Origin of the sequence: Mesorhizobium sp. YM1C-6-2 (genome assembly GCF_003666685.1) — a bacterium.
Taxonomy (GTDB): domain Bacteria; phylum Pseudomonadota; class Alphaproteobacteria; order Rhizobiales; family Rhizobiaceae; genus Mesorhizobium_K.
The window spans coordinates 280,186-296,517 of record NZ_RCIZ01000006.1 but is presented as its reverse complement, the minus strand read 5'-3'; the positions used below and the strand labels follow the sequence as shown (position 1 = coordinate 296,517).

The 16,332-nt window shown below is 64.9% G+C and carries 19 protein-coding genes and 1 tRNA gene; 6 read left to right on the top strand and 14 right to left on the bottom strand.

Annotation, left to right across the window (positions count from 1 at the left end):
* Positions 1-31: 31 nt before the first annotated feature.
* The gene (locus tag D8676_RS27360) at positions 32-427 is read left to right on the top strand and encodes an STAS/SEC14 domain-containing protein (protein ID WP_183097128.1); all 396 of its coding nucleotides are present in this window, start codon (positions 32-34) and stop codon (positions 425-427) included.
* A gap of 248 nt (positions 428-675) precedes the next feature.
* Here the strand turns inward: D8676_RS27360 and D8676_RS17380 are convergent, their stop codons facing one another.
* From D8676_RS17380 to D8676_RS17370, 3 genes are all read right to left on the bottom strand, one after another.
* Positions 676-915, bottom strand: coding sequence for a hypothetical protein (locus D8676_RS17380; protein WP_245426867.1), 240 nt, complete (start codon positions 913-915; stop codon positions 676-678).
* A gap of 121 nt (positions 916-1,036) precedes the next feature.
* Complete coding sequence (locus D8676_RS17375) at positions 1,037-1,480, bottom strand: pyridoxamine 5'-phosphate oxidase family protein (protein WP_121582342.1); 444 nt, start codon at positions 1,478-1,480, stop codon at positions 1,037-1,039.
* A 346-nt stretch (positions 1,481-1,826) separates the two neighbouring features.
* A tRNA-Leu gene (locus D8676_RS17370) sits at positions 1,827-1,911 on the bottom strand.
* A 344-nt stretch (positions 1,912-2,255) separates the two neighbouring features.
* On the opposite strand from D8676_RS17370, the gene tig reads away from it, so the two are divergent.
* Positions 2,256-3,740, top strand: a complete 1,485-nt coding sequence (gene tig / locus D8676_RS17365; RefSeq protein ID WP_121582341.1) for a trigger factor — start codon at positions 2,256-2,258, stop codon at positions 3,738-3,740.
* Between the two features lie 51 nt (positions 3,741-3,791).
* Here the strand turns inward: tig and radC are convergent, their stop codons facing one another.
* The 3 genes from radC to D8676_RS17350 all read right to left on the bottom strand — a co-directional run bounded on the left by radC (position 3,792) and on the right by D8676_RS17350 (position 5,894).
* Positions 3,792-4,553 (bottom strand): DNA repair protein RadC, encoded by a 762-nt coding sequence (gene radC / locus D8676_RS17360; protein WP_121582340.1) that lies wholly within the window; start codon positions 4,551-4,553, stop codon positions 3,792-3,794.
* A gap of 124 nt (positions 4,554-4,677) precedes the next feature.
* The gene (gene map / locus D8676_RS17355) at positions 4,678-5,502 is read right to left on the bottom strand and encodes a type I methionyl aminopeptidase (protein ID WP_121582339.1); all 825 of its coding nucleotides are present in this window, start codon (positions 5,500-5,502) and stop codon (positions 4,678-4,680) included.
* Between the two features lie 128 nt (positions 5,503-5,630).
* Positions 5,631-5,894, bottom strand: coding sequence for a DUF982 domain-containing protein (locus tag D8676_RS17350; protein ID WP_121582338.1), 264 nt, complete (start codon positions 5,892-5,894; stop codon positions 5,631-5,633).
* Positions 5,895-5,979: 85 nt separating this feature from the next.
* Here D8676_RS17350 and D8676_RS17345 point away from each other — a divergent pair, with 85 nt between their 5' ends.
* Positions 5,980-6,561, top strand: coding sequence for an NUDIX domain-containing protein (locus D8676_RS17345; protein ID WP_121582337.1), 582 nt, complete (start codon positions 5,980-5,982; stop codon positions 6,559-6,561).
* 64 nt (positions 6,562-6,625) lie between these two features.
* Here the strand turns inward: D8676_RS17345 and D8676_RS17340 are convergent, their stop codons facing one another.
* The gene (locus D8676_RS17340; protein WP_121582336.1) at positions 6,626-6,811 is read right to left on the bottom strand and encodes a hypothetical protein; all 186 of its coding nucleotides are present in this window, start codon (positions 6,809-6,811) and stop codon (positions 6,626-6,628) included.
* A 277-nt stretch (positions 6,812-7,088) separates the two neighbouring features.
* Here D8676_RS17340 and D8676_RS17335 point away from each other — a divergent pair, with 277 nt between their 5' ends.
* Positions 7,089-7,532 (top strand): hypothetical protein, encoded by a 444-nt coding sequence (locus D8676_RS17335; RefSeq protein WP_121582410.1) that lies wholly within the window; start codon positions 7,089-7,091, stop codon positions 7,530-7,532.
* Positions 7,533-7,582: 50 nt separating this feature from the next.
* Here the strand turns inward: D8676_RS17335 and D8676_RS17330 are convergent, their stop codons facing one another.
* Both D8676_RS17330 and D8676_RS17325 read right to left on the bottom strand, forming a co-directional pair.
* On the bottom strand, positions 7,583-8,161 hold the full coding sequence (locus D8676_RS17330; RefSeq protein WP_121582335.1) for a GDYXXLXY domain-containing protein: 579 nt from the start codon (positions 8,159-8,161) through the stop codon (positions 7,583-7,585).
* Positions 8,158-9,279 (bottom strand): DUF2157 domain-containing protein, encoded by a 1,122-nt coding sequence (locus tag D8676_RS17325; protein WP_121582334.1) that lies wholly within the window; start codon positions 9,277-9,279, stop codon positions 8,158-8,160. Before D8676_RS17325 ends, D8676_RS17330 begins: the two co-directional genes overlap by 4 nt.
* A gap of 226 nt (positions 9,280-9,505) precedes the next feature.
* Here D8676_RS17325 and D8676_RS17320 point away from each other — a divergent pair, with 226 nt between their 5' ends.
* A complete protein-coding gene (locus tag D8676_RS17320; protein ID WP_121582333.1) occupies positions 9,506-9,646 on the top strand; it encodes a DUF1127 domain-containing protein in 141 nt (46 codons plus the stop codon).
* Between the two features lie 309 nt (positions 9,647-9,955).
* Here the strand turns inward: D8676_RS17320 and D8676_RS17315 are convergent, their stop codons facing one another.
* Positions 9,956-10,567 (bottom strand): hypothetical protein, encoded by a 612-nt coding sequence (locus D8676_RS17315; RefSeq protein WP_245426863.1) that lies wholly within the window; start codon positions 10,565-10,567, stop codon positions 9,956-9,958.
* A 76-nt stretch (positions 10,568-10,643) separates the two neighbouring features.
* Here D8676_RS17315 and trmFO point away from each other — a divergent pair, with 76 nt between their 5' ends.
* The gene (gene trmFO, locus D8676_RS17310) at positions 10,644-12,068 is read left to right on the top strand and encodes a methylenetetrahydrofolate--tRNA-(uracil(54)-C(5))-methyltransferase (FADH(2)-oxidizing) TrmFO (protein ID WP_245426861.1); all 1,425 of its coding nucleotides are present in this window, start codon (positions 10,644-10,646) and stop codon (positions 12,066-12,068) included.
* Here trmFO and D8676_RS17305 read toward each other — a convergent pair whose 3' ends face one another.
* From D8676_RS17305 to yajC, 4 genes are all read right to left on the bottom strand, one after another.
* Entirely contained in the window at positions 12,069-12,926 is an 858-nt protein-coding gene (locus tag D8676_RS17305; protein WP_121582331.1) for a phytoene/squalene synthase family protein, read from the bottom strand.
* A complete protein-coding gene (locus D8676_RS17300) occupies positions 12,910-13,299 on the bottom strand; it encodes an Mth938-like domain-containing protein (RefSeq protein WP_121582408.1) in 390 nt (129 codons plus the stop codon). Before D8676_RS17300 ends, D8676_RS17305 begins: the two co-directional genes overlap by 17 nt.
* A gap of 8 nt (positions 13,300-13,307) precedes the next feature.
* On the bottom strand, positions 13,308-15,860 hold the full coding sequence (secDF, locus tag D8676_RS17295) for a protein translocase subunit SecDF (RefSeq protein ID WP_121582330.1): 2,553 nt from the start codon (positions 15,858-15,860) through the stop codon (positions 13,308-13,310).
* A gap of 85 nt (positions 15,861-15,945) precedes the next feature.
* Complete coding sequence (yajC, locus tag D8676_RS17290) at positions 15,946-16,281, bottom strand: preprotein translocase subunit YajC (RefSeq protein WP_121582329.1); 336 nt, start codon at positions 16,279-16,281, stop codon at positions 15,946-15,948.
* Between the last annotated feature and the right edge of the window lie 51 nt (positions 16,282-16,332).

Below are 16,332 nucleotides of genomic sequence, written 5' to 3'. Positions count from 1 at the left end.
TTCCGGTTTTGCGAGACAGGAGGAATTCGCCATGCAGATTCCGGATCACGTCCTCGTCGTCGACGCCCGCGGCACCCTTCAGAAGGCCGACATCGAACGGCTGGATCGGCAGGTTCAGGAGAAGCTCGTCCGCTACGAGCGAATCGGGCTCGTCTCCAATGTCGAGGAGTTGGAGGGAATGACGCTCGGCGCGGTGATGAAGGACATCGCTACGGAGCTAAAATATCTCGGCGACTGGCACAGGTTTCCGAGGGTCGCGGTGCTCGCCTCCGGCGGCTTCGTGAAGTCGGCGGCCGAAATCTTCGGAAAATTCCTGCCGCAGGTTCAGGTCCGCACCTTCCAGCCCGGCGAGTTGGAAAGCGCTGTCGAGTTCGCAGGCGGCTTCGATCCCGGCGAGAATCAGCAGGACGGCCCTTCCGCCCAATGATCGCCACGGGCGGTCGTGACCGATCACCGCCTGTCGTGAACGAGGTCTGCCAGGCCGGACGTGCCCTCGCGACCGCACCGGCGCCGGGACAGGCAAATTCCGCCAAAAATGGTAGAATGCACCGCGGCCAGGTGATTCTGGCCGCCTCCCAAGACTGCCCCGCAGTCGTCGCGCCCTGCGGGGCTTTTTTCTGCCTTATGAGATGACCTTGCACGACGCGCCGACTACCCGGCAGCGCGCGCTGCTTCTCAAAGTGCCAGTCTGTCCGCCCCCGCCTGTTCGTCGAACACGACGGCGCAGCCCATCCCGACCGCGACCTTGGAGATTTCGTCAGCCATCTCCTCGTCGGACGTGACGAAATCGCCGGTCAGGATCCTGAGTTCTTCAACGGCTTTCGCGGTCGAGAGCAGCAGTCCCGCATGCTGGGGAAGCACACTTGTGCGAACGGCCTCGGCCAAATCTTCCCGATTGAAGCGGTGGTATCCCATGGCGGTTCTCCAACCTTCCGATGGTTATGCCACCTGAAACTCCCGTCCGCCGCATCGGGTTCCGATGAGGACCCTCGAGATAAAGGCTTGGCGCCGATCCGCGGCGCGAACGCAGGCCCGCCTATTCGTCGACGGCCTGCCGGCCCGTCAGCCGCTCGATGCGGATGCGATAGAACAAATGCCGCGAGGCTCCCGGGCCCATAACCGGCTTCAGCCCGCCGGGCTCCCACCAGTTGGCGTGCTTGCTGAGCAGCGACCAGGCATGGTCGCGCTCGCGCTTCGATCCGATGCGATCCGGCAGTTCTTCAAAAACCCCGTAGACAACGACGCTTTTCCATCCCCGATCTTGCCCGAAATCGTCGACCTGCAGGCATACATGCGGGTTGGCCCGCATCCATTCGATCTTCTGGCCGGTCAGCGAGAAGCTGTAGATGTGGTTGTCGGCGAAGGCGAAGGTGATCGGAACGACATAAGGCCGGTTGTCGCGGGCGCAGGCGAGATGCCCCATATTGTTGGCCGCCAGGATGTTGGCGCACTCCTGCTCGGTCAGTTCCTTGACGATCATGGCTTTCCGCTTCCTTGCACTGCGAGGCCGAGATTACCGCACGGTCGGGCGAAGGTGTAGCCGAAGGGCGGATTAAAAGCCAAAGGCCGGATCAAACAAGCAAGCCGCCTTCCCGCCGGGACGCGCGAGCGGGCCCACGGGGAACGACAGCAGCCATACGGAAGCGATATCGAGCTCGCTGGGCAAGAAGCCCCGACACCTGTCCCAGCGAGCGACGCCCGGCTACGTGGACGATTACCGGCGAACAGCCGGCAATACCCACCGAGCAATTTCGATGCCTGATGATCCGTCCCGGAATGGCACACCGGGGATCGATGGAAAGATGAAGGGCGCGCACCCAGTGCGTTGGTGCGGATGAAGGGACTCGAACCCCCACGCCTTTCGGCACTGGAACCTAAATCCAGGGCGTCTACCAATTCCGCCACATCCGCGCAGGCCGCCAATCCCATGAGAGCCATCATTCTGTCAATCTCGGGGCGGAAAGCAGTTCCGTGCGCGGCGCGAAGAAGTGTTGAAAATTGACGCCGCGTATGACAAAAGGCGTGGCAATTGTGACGGGAGAGAATGAACCGCTACTGGTAGGCGTGGTAAGGGATAGGAAGAACAAAGACTTACCGAGGCTACCGCGCGTTTCGAGCGAACAATGTCCCCATCGGCCGCGGCCGCCGGGACGGGCACGCTGAACCCGCACACCACTAGCCACTCCGGCACGAATTCCCGGCAGGCTGAACGGCGAGGCCGTACAGATGCCCTTTCTGGAACGAAGGTTTTGACTATGCAGGTTACCGAGACGCTGAATTCCGGCCTGAAGCGTGAGATCAAGGTCACTGTCCCGGCCGGCGACATGGAGGCCAAGCTCCTGGCGCGGCTGAACGATGCCCAGGGCAAGGCCCGCATCAACGGCTTCCGCCCCGGCAAGGTGCCGATCCAGCACCTCCGGAAGGTCTACGGCAAGTCGTTCATGGCCGAGGTCGTCAACGACATCCTGTCGAACCAGACCCGCCACATCATCGCCGACCGCGGCGAGAAGGCCGCCATGCAGCCCGAGGTCACCATGACCGAGGACGAGAAGGAAGCCGAGAAAATCCTCGCCGGCGGCGCCGATTTCGAGTTCCAGCTCGCCTATGAGATCATCCCGACCATCGAGATCAAGGATTTCTCCGAGATCAAGGTGACGCGCCCCGTCTTCGACGTGCCGGACAGCGAGATCGAGGACCAGGTCAAGCGTGTCGCCGAATCCGCGCGCAGCTACGAGCCGAAGGACGGCAAGGCCGAGGATGGCGACCGCGTCACCATCGACTATGTCGGCAAGATCGACGGCGTCGCGTTCGACGGCGGCGCCGGCAACGGCCAGCCGCTCGTGCTCGGCTCGAAGGAATTCATCCCCGGCTTCGAGGATCAGCTGGTCGGCACCAAGGCGGGCGACGAGAAGCAGATCACCGTCACCTTCCCGGAAAACTACAGCGCGCCGCATCTCGCCGGCAAGGAAGCCACCTTCGACGTCACCGTCAACGAGGTGTCGAAGCCCGGGCCGCTCGAGATCAACGACGAGACGGCGAAGTCGCTCGGGCTGGAATCGCTCGACCGTCTGCGCGAGATCGTGCGCGGCCAGATCGAGAGCCAGTTCGGCTCGATGACTCGCCAGAAGGTCAAGCGCCAGCTGCTCGACCAGCTCGACGCCGAGTACCAGTTCGAAGCCCCCTCCAAGCTCGTCGAAGCCGAGTTCACCAACATCTGGAACCAGGTGAACCGCGACCTCGAAATGGCCGGCCGCACCTTCGCCGACGAGGAGACGACGGAAGAGGAAGCCCGCACCGAGTACAACCGGCTCGCCGAGCGCCGCGTGCGCCTGGGCCTCGTGCTTGCCGAGATCGGCGAGAAGGCCGGCGTCACCGTGTCGGACGAAGAAGTGCAGCGCGCCCTCTTCGAGACGGTGCGCCGCTTCCCTGCCAACCAGCAGCAGGAAGCCTTCGACTTCTACCGCAACAACCCGAATGCCATCACCTCGATCCGCGCGCCGCTCTTCGAGGAGAAGGTCATCGATCACCTGCTCGGCGCGGTCTCCGTCACCGACAAGAAGGTGTCCAAGGAAGAGCTGATGGCCGACGACGAGGCCGAAGCCGCCGAGGCCAAGCCGGCAAAGAAGGCTGCGCCGAAGAAGGCCAAGAAGGCCGACGAGGCTGCTGCCGAGGGAGAGGCCAAGGCCGAGGCGCCGAAGAAGAAGGCCGCTCCCAAGAAGAAGGCCGCCGACGCCGAATAGGCCGTCTCCGGAAGAACCGAACGAAAGGGCCGCCTCGCGCGGCCCTTTTCGTTAGATCAGCTTCAGGCCCTTCATCGAGGCAAAGCCCTTCTTGCCGATGATGATGTGGTCATGCACGGCAATGCCGAGCTGGCGCCCCGTCTCCAGGATCGTCCTGGTCATCTCGATGTCCGCGCGCGAGGGCGTCGGATCGCCCGACGGGTGGTTGTGAACCAGGATGATGGCCGTCGACGACAGCTCCAGCGCCCGCTTGATCACCTCGCGCGGATAGACCGGCGTATGGTCGACGGTGCCGGTCTGCTGCACCTCGTCGGCGATCAGCGCGTTCTTCTTGTCGAGGAACAGGATGCGGAACTGCTCGCGCTCCTCGAAGGCCATCGCCGCCCGGCAATAGTCGAGCACCTGCTCCCAGGACGACAGCACCTCCCTCCCCTTGATCTCGCCGCGCGCCATGCGCCTGGCCGCCGCCGCGATCACCTTGAGATCGAGCGCCACCGCCGCGCCGACGCCCTTCACCTCCTGCAGCCGCGCAACCGGCGCGCCGAGCACTTCGGAGAGCGTGCCGAAGCGCGCCAGCAGCGCCTTGGCGACGGGCTTGGTGTCCGCGCGGGGTATCAGCCTGAACAGCAGAAGCTCGAGCAGTTCGTAGTCGGCGAAGTCGTCGGCCGATGCGGAGCCCGCAAAGCGCTCTCGCAAACGCTCGCGGTGGCCGAGATAATGCGGCTTATCCTTCGCCGCGGCGTCCGCCCTGACCATGCGCGGCTCGGGCCGCTCGGCGAAAAAGCCACGCTCGTCTTCGTTTTGCCCCGTCATCCCGCCCCGCCCGAAGCATTGGACGCCGAATACTTCGACCGCCGGTCGAAATACTAAAGCATGATCCTGAAAAGTGCGAAGCGGTTTTCGAGCGCCCGCGCGCGATCGATTTACGCCAGGCCCGTTACGCCAGGCCCGGGCGGTCGAGCCCCTTCGGCGACAGCGTGAATATCTCGCAGCCATCAGCGGTGACGCCGACCGTGTGCTCGTATTGCGCCGACAGCGAACGGTCGCGCGTGACGGCCGTCCAGCCGTCCGACAGCACCTTCACATGCGGCCGGCCGAGATTGATCATCGGCTCGATGGTGAAGATCATGCCCTCGCGCATCTCCACGCCCTCGCCGGCGCTGCCGTAATGCAGGATGTTCGGCGCGTCATGGAAGAGCTGGCCGACGCCATGGCCGCAGAAGTCGCGCACCACCGAGCAGCGCTCGCTCTCGGCATAGGACTGGATCGCGGCGCCGATGGCGCCGGTGCGCACGCCGGGCTTCACCGCGGCGACGCCGCGCATCAGGCACTCATGGGTGACTTCGAGCAGCCGTTCGGCCGCGCGCTTGATCTGCCCAACCGGGTACATGCGGCTGGAATCGCCATGCCAGCCGTCGAGTATGTAGGTGACGTCGATGTTGACCACATCCCCTTCCCTGAGCGGCTTGTCGTCCGGGATGCCGTGGCAGACGACATGGTTGATCGAGGTGCAGGAAGATTTTGTGTAGCCGCGGTAGTTCAGCGTCGCAGGCATCGCGCCGTGATCCATGCCAAATTCGAAGACGAAGCGGTCGATCGCATTGGTCGTGACGCCCGGCGCGACCATGCCGGCAAGCTCGTCGAGGCATTCGGAGGTGATCGCGCAGGCCTTGCGCATGCCTTCGAACGCTTCCGGCCCGTAGAGCCGGATCTGGCCGGTATTGCGAAGCGGCGCCGTACCGGCGTCGAGATAGGTCACCATTGAAGACGCCCCGAGATGCGACGTGGGAAATTCGCGGCCCAAAACGCCGCCGCCATGATTTGGCACCGGATCGCCTCCGGTTCAACCCCGTCGGGGTCGCCGGCCATGGCCTATTCCCCGAATCGGGGTCAGTGGCGCGTCGATTCCGGCGCCAGCACGTCGGATTCCTTCGCCGCCTCGATCAGCGCCCGGCGCGCATCCTCCGTCGAGCGATGGCCTCCAAGGACCTTCAGGCAGGTTTCGACCGCGTCCCGGTGCCGCGCCCCGCGGTTGAGCGGCCAGACCGTCATCAGGCATTCCGCGGCTTCCCGCGTGCTGTCGATGCGCCGATAGTGCCCGATGCGGCCGAGTTCCAGCGTAACGGGCTTGTCGAAAGGTTTTTCGTCCATCATCGGACGCAAACGCAGGCGACACGATTAGGTTGCACCCGTATGCGGTCAGGCCGCACGGGCGGCATCTGTGATGGAGACAACGGCATTGCAGGACAGGATTCGCATCAAATCGATCGAGATATTGTCGGACGACTGGGCAAGGCTCACCAAGACGACCTTCGACTACCGGCGCAGCGACGGCAGATGGGAAACCCAGGTCCGCCAGACCTACGACCGGGGCGACGGAGCGGTCATCCTGCCTTTCGACCGCCGGCGCTCGACCGTGCTGCTCGTGCGGCAGTTCCGCTATCCGGCCTTCGTCACCGGCCATCCGGAACCGCTGATCGAGGCCTGCGCCGGCCTGCTCGACGAGCATGATCCCGAAACCGCGATCCGCAAGGAGGCCGAGGAGGAACTCGGCTATCGTCTGCGCGACGTCAGGCGTCTGTACGCACCCTATATGAGCCCGGGCAGCGTGACCGAGCGTCTCACCTTCTTCCTCGCGGACTACACGCCCGCCGACCGCATCTCTGACGGCGGCGGCGCTGCCGACGAGGGCGAGGACATTGAAGTGCTCGAAATCACGCTCGACGAGGCGATGGCGCAGGTCCGCGACGGCCGCATCATCGACGCGAAGACCATCATGCTCGTCCAGCACCTGAGGCTCGAGATGCTCGGCGAACTCTAGCGGCCCCAGTCTGGCTGCGGCCCCCCGGTCTGGAGGCGCGGCTTCACCGGCTAGCGCAGCTTGGTCAGTTCACGTTGGTCAGTTCGGGGAAGACGTAGATCGATCCTGTATTGCACTGGCCGGAATCGGCGAGGCGCGGCGGGCATTGGCGACCGCCGGTGGCCTGCGGACTTCCGGACTGCGGCCCGCTTTGGCACGCGGCGAGCAGCATCAAAGGCAGCAGCATCGTCCAGACAGGCGCACGTCGCATGGTCGCATCTCCCTCCATGTAGGAGCAGAAATAACACAAGCCGGTCCGGCTATGGAGTCCCCGCCCGCAGCGTCTTCTGGCTTGCAACCGGCTCTGAAGTAGCCAGGGACCGGGGGCAAGCGGCATCTGCTGACGGATGGCTGTCAGGAAACCTGTGCTAGCCTTCTCTCTTCCCACGACTGCCGAAAGGAAGAATGAAAGGCCTTTGACCATGACGATATCGCCGTTTCTCGCCGCCCTCGGATCGGAGGCTCCGCCCGCCGATCGGGCGAAAGACATGGACCTCTATGGATGGCTGGTCGGAAGCTGGGAAATGCAGACCGTCCGCCATCTCGACGATGGCACGACCGAGGAATCGACTGGAGAAATCCATTTCGGCTGGGTGCTGGAAGGCCGCGCCATCCAGGATATCTGGATCCGGCCGAAGCGCCCGGCCCCGTCCACCATGTACGGTACGACTTTGCGCATCTTCGATCCCGGCATAGGCGGCTGGCACATCATCTGGAGCGACCCGCTCAACCAGGATTATTCGCGTCAGATCGGGCGGGCCGAGGGCAAGGACATTGTCCAGGTCGGCGAGGACTCGCGCGGCCTGAAAGCGCGATGGCGTTTCACCGAGATAACCGCCGACAGCTTCCATTGGATCGGCGAGGAACGGCCCTCCGACAGCGATCCCTGGCAGATCACCTACGAGCATTTTGCTCGCAGAACCGGTCCCTGATGCCGTAGGCGGCTTTGGCCTGAAGCTGGCCCTCCCGTCCTCTGCTCGTCCTAATAAAGCGGCTCCTCGTAGAGCTTGGTGTCGCCATCCATCAGCGCCTTGATCTGTGCGGTGCCGTCGCTGGCGACCGCAGCGAGTATGCCGAAAGGCCGCTCGCGCATATCGGTCTCTATGGCGCGGCCCTCGCCTTCCGGCACGTAGAAGCGGTCGATACCGTAGTCGACGCTGAAGGACGCTTCGGGCCCGAGCGTCCAGCCGCCGGAAACCGTGCCGCGTATATCGACCTCGCCGCTTGGAGGCTGCTCCTGCGGCTCTCCGAGAGCGGCGGAGCGGACGCGCCAGTAACCGTCCTCGTCCTTGCCGAGCCGGACGAGGATCGGCCCCTGCTCGGTGACGAAATCGCCGGCGGGGGCGTTCGCCACCAACTTCACCGGAACGTTGCGGATTTCGTAGCCGAGGCGGACGTAGTCGCCCCGCAGCAGGTCGCGCGGATCGATCGGCGCGACCTTGAGCAGCACTTCCTGCCCGTTGCGCAGGATCGCCGCGCGGCCGGCGATCATCCAGGACAGGAAGGCGATCTGCGCCACGGCCAGGAGCACCGCCGCCAGGAGAAGCCGTTTGCCGCTCATGCCGCAGCTCCTTCCGTCAGACGCGGTTCCTTCATGCGCTTCTCGATCCGGATGATGGCGAAGGCCAGCAGTCCGAGGATCGCGCCGGCGGCGAGGAAGAAGCCTGCCGTGCCCAGCATGTCCTGGATCATCACCGCGTAGATAAGGCAAAGCTCGATAGCGAAGCCGGTATAGGCGATCCAGCGCAGGCCGCGGCTCTCCCGCCCCGCGAGGACGACCGCCGCCACGATGCCGGCCAGTCCCGCAGCCGCGGCGATGGCGAAGCCGGGGCCGGCATCTCCGCCGAATTCGAACTGGATCATGATCACCCCGGCCAGGAAACCGATCAGGGCGTGCACAGGCAGCAGCCCGTTCAGCCTGGCGATCGCCTCGGTCTGCGCGGGCATCAATACGGCAAGCGCGAACAAGATGGCCGAGACAGCCGCGAGCACGCCGGCGATGCCGACGACCTCCGCGTCGCGTTCGAACGCCAGGAGCACGGCGTAGAGGACCAGCGACAGAAGGATCAGATGGCGCGCCGCGGCACTTTCCGTCCAGTAGGAAACCAGCCAGAGAACGGCCGCTATCCCTATGAAGACGTAGGGAAAATCTGAGTCCCGCCAGAAATCGACCTCGCGCAGGATCAGCCAGGCCGCCGAGAGCGCGACCGCGGCGATCGTCAACGGTCCGGAGCGCAGGGCCGCCGCCGCCACCGCCGTGCCCGCGCACCAGACCAGCACGGCCTGCGTCTCGTCGCCGGAGAGGTGGTACATCTGGCCGATCAGCGCGATGGAGCCGCCGAACGCCGCCGCCGCGATCAGCCACACCGCCTCGCCGATCGCCGCATGGTCGTTGAGCTTCAGCACGGCTCCGCCGACATAGCCCGCGAAGATGATGGCAAAGAGCGCGCCGACGCGGGCAAGGCGCGGGATCGCCTCCCAGTTCGATGCGACGAAGATGAGGATCGCCGCGCCGAGCAGCAGGCCCGCCATGATGGCCAGGATCGACCCGAAGCTCAGCGACCTGCGTTCATGCGCGGCGACGTCGAGGATGATCGCTTCCGCGGTCTTGCCGTCGATCAGTCCGGACGCCACCCAGCGGGCAGCGTCGGTCCGGACTCGCGATGAATAGCTCGCCATTCAGTCCCTCCCGGGCGTCAATTTCCTGCCGGCTGCCAAGTCATTGAACTCGCAATTCTTTGGACCTATTTGGCCGGTTTTGTGACCCCTGCTAAAATCGATTAATGTTGCAATGCACAATTTGCATTGCTGCTATGCACCAAAAGCCATTTTAAAATGATCCGGTACAGCCTATCTACCGTTCGTACCCAAGAGATAGAACTAACCAAGACGAACGAGACGTACGATGAACCTGATCCGCAATTACCGCAACTGGCGCCGCTACCGGGACACCGTTTCCGAGCTGAGCCGCCTTTCGAACCGTGAACTCAACGATCTCGGCATTGCCCGCGGCGACATCCCCGCCGTTGCCCGCAAGTCGATCTGATCCAAGGAATTTCGTCAGGGTCGACCTCCTCCCCGACCTTGACGGATAAGGCCAGCGTTCACCTCCTCCCGATCGCTGGCCGCCGAAACGGCGCCCGCCGGATCTCCTCCCCCGGCGGGCGTTGTTACCCGAAGAAGGTTTCGCCCCTTCGAAAACAGGCGAAAGGAATTTCGTCAAAGCCGACCTCCTCCCCGGCGATGACGAATAGGGCGGTCCTACCCTCCTCCCGGGACCGTCCACCAAAACGACACCCGCCGGATCTCCTCCCCCGGCGGGTGTTGTCTTTTTGGGGATTTCTTCCAACGAACCCTAGTTCAGCGCGCCGCTCTCGAGCTGCCCGCGCACCTTCCACTGCTCGTAGGGAAAGATGTCAGGCGCGCCGCCGACGGTCGCGTACCAGGGATCGACAACCCATTTCACGCCGGACGGATCGCTGATGACCGCCGTCCAGTGCGGATAACGTCCGTCCAGGAAGAAGCCCCGACTGACATTCCTTCCGACCTTGTGGAATTTCAGCAGTCCCCGCTCGGCCAGATAGAGCAAGAACGCGCGCGTGTTGGTCGACTCGTCGACGCAGTCCATCTGACCCCGTTCTGGCTTGCCGATCTCGGTCCTCGGCCTATCCTTGAACCCGGTGGCCTGGTTGGCGCGCCTGTCGAAATATCTCACCGCCTTCGACAGCGCGGCGCGCTCGGCCTTCGGCGAGCTCGAACCGGCGCGCATGATCGAGCTGAGCTGGGTGCCGTCGGCGGCGCCCAGCATCAGCTTGGTGCGGAAACCGCAGCCATAACCGTGGCAGACCATGATGAGCTTCGGAGCGGTTGCCGACATGGCGGCCGCGGCCGGCGAAACGCCGGATGCCCCGAACGCCAGCATGGCGCCCGCGCAAATCGCCATGATATGGGCCGAAACAGACCCCATCTGAACGCCATTCCGCCGCATCGCCGCTGATCGTCTGCAATTGCAATGCTGGGGTCAAGGGATTATTGCCACGCGCATGAACACGAAGCCCATCCATATCGTCGGTGGCGGCCTCGCCGGCTCGGAAGCTGCCTGGCAGGCGGCGGAAGCCGGCGTGCCGGTCGTCCTGCACGAAATGCGCCCAATGCGCGGCACGGAGGCTCACAAGACCGACGGCCTCGCCGAACTGGTCTGCTCCAACTCCTTCCGATCTGACGATGCCGAGAACAACGCGGTCGGCCTGCTGCATGCCGAGATGCGGCTCGCCAACTCGCTGATCATGGCGTCCGGCGACGTCAACCAGGTGCCCGCCGGCGGCGCGCTGGCCGTCGACCGCGACGGTTTTTCCGCCGCCGTCACCGCGAGACTTGAAGCGCATCCGCTGATCACGATTGCACGCGAGGAGGTTTCGGGCCTGCCGCCCGCCGATTGGGACCAGGCGATCATCGCGACCGGCCCGCTGACCGCCCCGTCGCTCGCTGAGGCGATCGCCAGCGAAACCGGTGCCGACGCGCTTGCCTTCTTCGACGCAATCGCACCGATCATCCATTTCGATTCCATCGACATGGACGTGTGCTGGTTCCAGTCGCGCTACGACAAGGTCGGCCCCGGCGGCACCGGCAAGGACTATATCAACTGCCCGATGAACCGCGAGCAGTACGAGGCTTTCGTCCAGGCGCTGATCGGCGGGCAGAAGACCGAGTTCAAGGAATGGGAAGGCACGCCCTATTTCGATGGCTGCCTGCCGATCGAGATCATGGCCGAGCGCGGCGCGGAGACGCTTCGCCACGGGCCGATGAAGCCGATGGGCCTGACCAACGCGCATGATCCGTCGGTCAAGGCCTATGCCGTCGTCCAGCTCAGGCAGGATAACGCGCTCGGCACGCTCTACAATATGGTCGGCTTCCAGACCAAGCTGAAGCACGGCGAGCAGGTCGGCATCTTCCGCATGATTCCTGGCTTGGAGAACGCGGAGTTCGCGCGGCTCGGCGGCCTTCACCGCAACACCTACATCAACTCCCCCACCCTACTCGACGGCTCGCTGCGGCTGAAGTCGCGCAAGGGCCTCCGCTTCGCCGGTCAGATCACCGGCTGCGAGGGTTATGTCGAAAGCGCGGCGATCGGCCTGCTCGCCGGGCGCTTTGCCGCAGCCGAAAGGCTTGGCCTGCCGGTCTCGCCGCCGCCGGTCACGACGGCTTTCGGCGCGCTGCTCAACCACATCACTGGCGGCCACATCGTCTCAGACGACGAGCCAGGAAAACGCTCCTTCCAGCCGATGAACATCAATTTCGGCCTGTTTCCGCCGCTCGACCCTGGAACCCAGTTGAAACCGGAGGGGTTCGAGGGACGCTTCCGTGGCAAGGACAAGACGCTAGCCAGGCGCCGCGCCGTCACGTCGCGCGCACTCGCCGACTGCCGCGAATGGCTGGGGCTTCCTGCAAGAGCCGAAGCGGCGGAGTAGCTAACCCCACCCCCGCGACGCCCGGCGGAACATCAGCCAGTGCTTTCGCCAGGCGCTGATGTCGAGGCTCGCTTCCAGCAACGCCCTTTCGCGCCCCTGCATCTTCGTCAGTTGAGCGCCAGTCACCGCCAGCGGCAGGAAGGCCGGCCTCAGCGAGGGCGGCAGCGCTGAGGCTCCCCGCTCGAAAATCGACAGATGCTCGCGCCCCAGCGCGATCATTGCCGCGACGGCGCGCGGCGCGTTCTCTCCGCCATCGCCTGCGAGGAACTCCTCCGGCGATGTCCCCGCGGCCGCAAGGATGTCCTTCGGCACATAGCATTGCCCTCTTCTCCGGTGCAGCGGCAGCAGGCGCAGCAGGCCGGCGATCGCCTGCGCGCAGCCGGCATGGCCGGCCAGTTCCGCATGGCGCGCCGCCGCTTCCGGATCGAGCACGATCGACGACAGTTGCAGGATCGCCGCCGCCGTCTCGCCGCAATAGCCTTCGAGGTCGCCGCGGGTCGGCATCGGATCGTCGTAGAGGTCGAAGATGCGCGCATCCAGATAGTTCTGGAACGCCTCGCGTGGCAGGCTGCGGCGCTCGATCGTCCCGAGCAGCGCCTCTGCCACCGGATGCCCGGCTCCGGCGCCCGCATCCTGGGCCGCGATCGCGTCGCGCCACCATTGCAGCCGGATTTCGCCCGGCAGCGCCTGGCTCACGCGGTCGCGTATGCCGGATATCTCGGCATTGAAGGCGTAGAGCGCGAGGAGATCGCCGCGCCTGTCCTCCGGTGCATAAAGCGCGGCGAGATAGCGGTCGCGATCGGCGCCGCGCACCAGTTCTAGCAACGGCTCGAGCCGGCCTTCAGTCGACGGCGACAAGAGCGGCCGCCACGGCCCGGTCCTCGGCGAGAAGCACGTTGTAGGTGCGCACCGCCGCACCGGTCGACATCGGATCGGCCGAGATGCCGACCACCCTGAAAGCCTGGCGCAATGCCGGCGGCAGCGGCTTCAGCTCCTTGCCGGTGCCGACCAGCAGGATCTCGATCCCGTCGGCCTGCTGGAACACGCGCGCGAAATCCCCCTCCGCGAACTTCGTGGGATCCGCCGGCTCCCAGCCGTGGATGCCCGAAGGCAGGCACAGGATCGAGCCGCGGTGCGACATCTCGGCGAAGCGAAAGCCGCCGTTGCCGTAGGCGTCGATCGGCGCGCGGCCGGGAAAATGCGCGTCGCGGATGACGATCCCTTCGGCCACCGCAGCCGTCACGTCTTTGACGGCTGCGCCGCTGCGGGAACCGGCCCGGTCTTTGCGTCGAAGACGTCCGAGCGCAGCCTGAACAGGATGAGCAGAGGTCCGGCGACGAAGATCGAGGAATAGGTGCCGACCAGGATGCCGAAGATCATCGCGATGGTGAACGAGGAGATCACCTCACCGCCCCACATATAAAGCGCAGCCAGCGCCATCAGGGTGGTGATGCCCGTCAGGATGGTGCGCGACAGCGTTTCGTTCATCGACAGGTCGAGCAACTGCACGATCGGCATCTTCTTGTATTTGCGCAGGTTCTCGCGAACGCGGTCGTACACCACCACCGTATCGTTGATCGAATAGCCGACGACGGTGAGGATTGCCGCTATCGAGGTCAGGTTGAACTCGACCTGGAACCAGACGAAGAAGCCCACCATCATGACCACGTCGTGAAGCGTCGAGATGATGGCGCCGACGGCGAACTGCCATTCGAAGCGGAACCAGATGTAGACCAGCATGGCCAGCATCGACGCGATGACCGCGATGGTTCCGGCCCATGCAAGCTCCGACGAAACGGTCGGGCCGACCACCTCGATGCGCCGGAACTCGTAGTGGGATTCGAGCGCCGCCCTCACTTTGGTCATGGCGGACTGCTCGGCGCTGTCGCCGCCTTCCTGGGTGCCGATGCGGATCAGCAGTTCGGAATGGTTGCCGAACTCCTGCACCTGCACTTCGCCCAGGTTGAGCTCCTCCAGCGCCGCGCGCACCTCGCCGACGTCGGCGTTGCCCTCCAGGGCCTTGACCTCGATCGAGGACCCGCCCCGGAAATCGATGCCATAGTTCATGTCGACCGCCATGAACGACACGGCGGCGGCAAGCGACAGGACCGCCGAGAGGATGAAGGCGTATGTTCGCATGCCCATGAAGCCGACGGTCGGATTTGCCGGCATGTAGTTGACCAGTCCCGCCGGCATTTCGCTCGGGCGGTAGCGGCGCAGCCACACGGAGATCATCCAGCGCGTCAGCGTGTAGGCGGTGAAGACCGTGGTGATGATGCCGATGGCTAGCGTGACGGCGAAACCGCGCACCGGCCCGGATCCCAGGTAGAACAGGATGATCGCCGCGATCAGCGTCGTCAGGTTCGCATCCACCACGGTTGCGAGCGCGCGCTGGAAGCCCGAATCGAGCGACTGCACGATCGACCGGCCCTGCCGCCTCTCCTCGCGCACGCGCTCGAAGATGATGACGTTGGAATCGACCGCCATGCCCATCGTCAACACGATGCCCGCGATACCCGGAAGGGTAAGCGTGGCGCCAAGCACCGACAGCACGGCTATGATGAGCGCGACGTTGGCCGTCAGCGCGAGGTTGGCGATGACGCCGAGCTTGCCGTAGGCCAGCAGCATGAACGCGAACACCAGGATCGCGGCGACGACCGAGGCATATTTGCCGGCATCGATCGAGTCGGCGCCGAGGCTCGGGCCGACGGTGCGCTCCTCGACGATGGTGAGATCGGCCGGCAACGCACCGGCGCGCAGGAGCACGGCAAGGTCGTTGGCGCCCTGGACGCTGAAGCTGCCGGAGATCTGTCCGGTGCCGCCGAGGATCGGCTCGCGGATCTGTGGCGCCGAGATCACCTGGTCGTCGAGCACGATGGCGAACAGCCGGCCGACATTCTGCTGGGTCGCCGAACCGAAGCGCTGCGCGCCCTTGGAATCGAAGCGGAACGAGACGACCGGCTCGTTGGTGCGCTGGTCAAACGTCGCCTGCGCATCGACCAGGTTCTCGCCCGACACGATGATGCGGTTCTCGATCAGATAGGGGACCGGCGGGTCGTCGGTCGAGTACATGACGGTCGAGCCGGCCGGCGGACGGCCCTCGATCGCCTCCTGCACCGGCATGGTCTGGTCGACCATCTGGAAGGTCAGCTTGGCGGTCTGGCCGAGGATGTCCTTCAGGCGCTGCGGATCCTGCAGGCCGGGCACCTGGACCAGGATGCGGTCGTTGCCCTGCCGCTGGATGATCGGCTCGGTCGTGCCGAGTTCGTTGACGCGGCGGCCGACCACCTCGATCGACTGTGTGAGCGCCGTGCCCAGGCGATAGTCGAGCCCGTCCTCAGTGAGCGTGTAGCGCAGCACGCCGGGCTCCGGCTCGTCGAGCGCGAGCTCGGCGATCGTTCCCGCGCCGAATACGCTGGAGGCAACCGGCTGCAGCAGGCTGGCGAGCGCCGTCTTCGCGGCTTCGAGCTCTGCCTGGTCGCGGATGCGCACCTGCACGGAATTCCCGGTGCCGGTAAGGCCGGTGTAGCCGATCCTGGCGTCGCGCAGCAGCGTGCGGATGTCGTCGCGCGTGCTTTCGAGCCGCTCGTTCGCCAGATCCTGACGATTGATCTGCAGCAGGATATGCGAGCCGCCCTGCAGGTCGAGGCCCAGCGTCATCTGCCGCTTCGGCAGCCAGTCCGGCATGGCCGACAGCCAGGACTGCGGATAGATGTTCGGCAGCGCGAACAGCACGCCGATGGCGACGATCGCCCAGATCGAGAACGTCTTCCAGCGTGAGAAATAGAGCATCGTCGGTCTTCCGTGTCAGGCCGAGCAGGCGACCGGCAACTCCCGCTTCGCCCTTTCCGTTATATGGTCCGCGCCACCGGAGCGGCTATTTCTTGTTCTCGTTGGCGACCGGCTCGCCCTTCACCCGGACGTCCATGATCGTCGAGCGCACAGCCGTCACCTTGGTGCCGCCGCCGAGGTCGACTTCAAGCTCGTTGTCCGACGCCTTGGTGACCTTGCCGACCAGTCCGCCGCCGGTGACGACCGTGTCGCCGCGCCGGATCGCCGCCAGCATTTCGCCACGCTTCTTGATCGTCGCGCGCTGCGGCCGGATGATCAGAAAATACATGATCACGAAAATCAGGACAAACGGCAAAATGCTGATCAGCATATCCGGTGTGCCGGCGCCCGTACCCTGCGCATAAGCGGGTGTCACAAACATGTATAGCTCCTGATTGAGGCCTGGGGGGCCTGTGAACACAGGCCCTCCCGG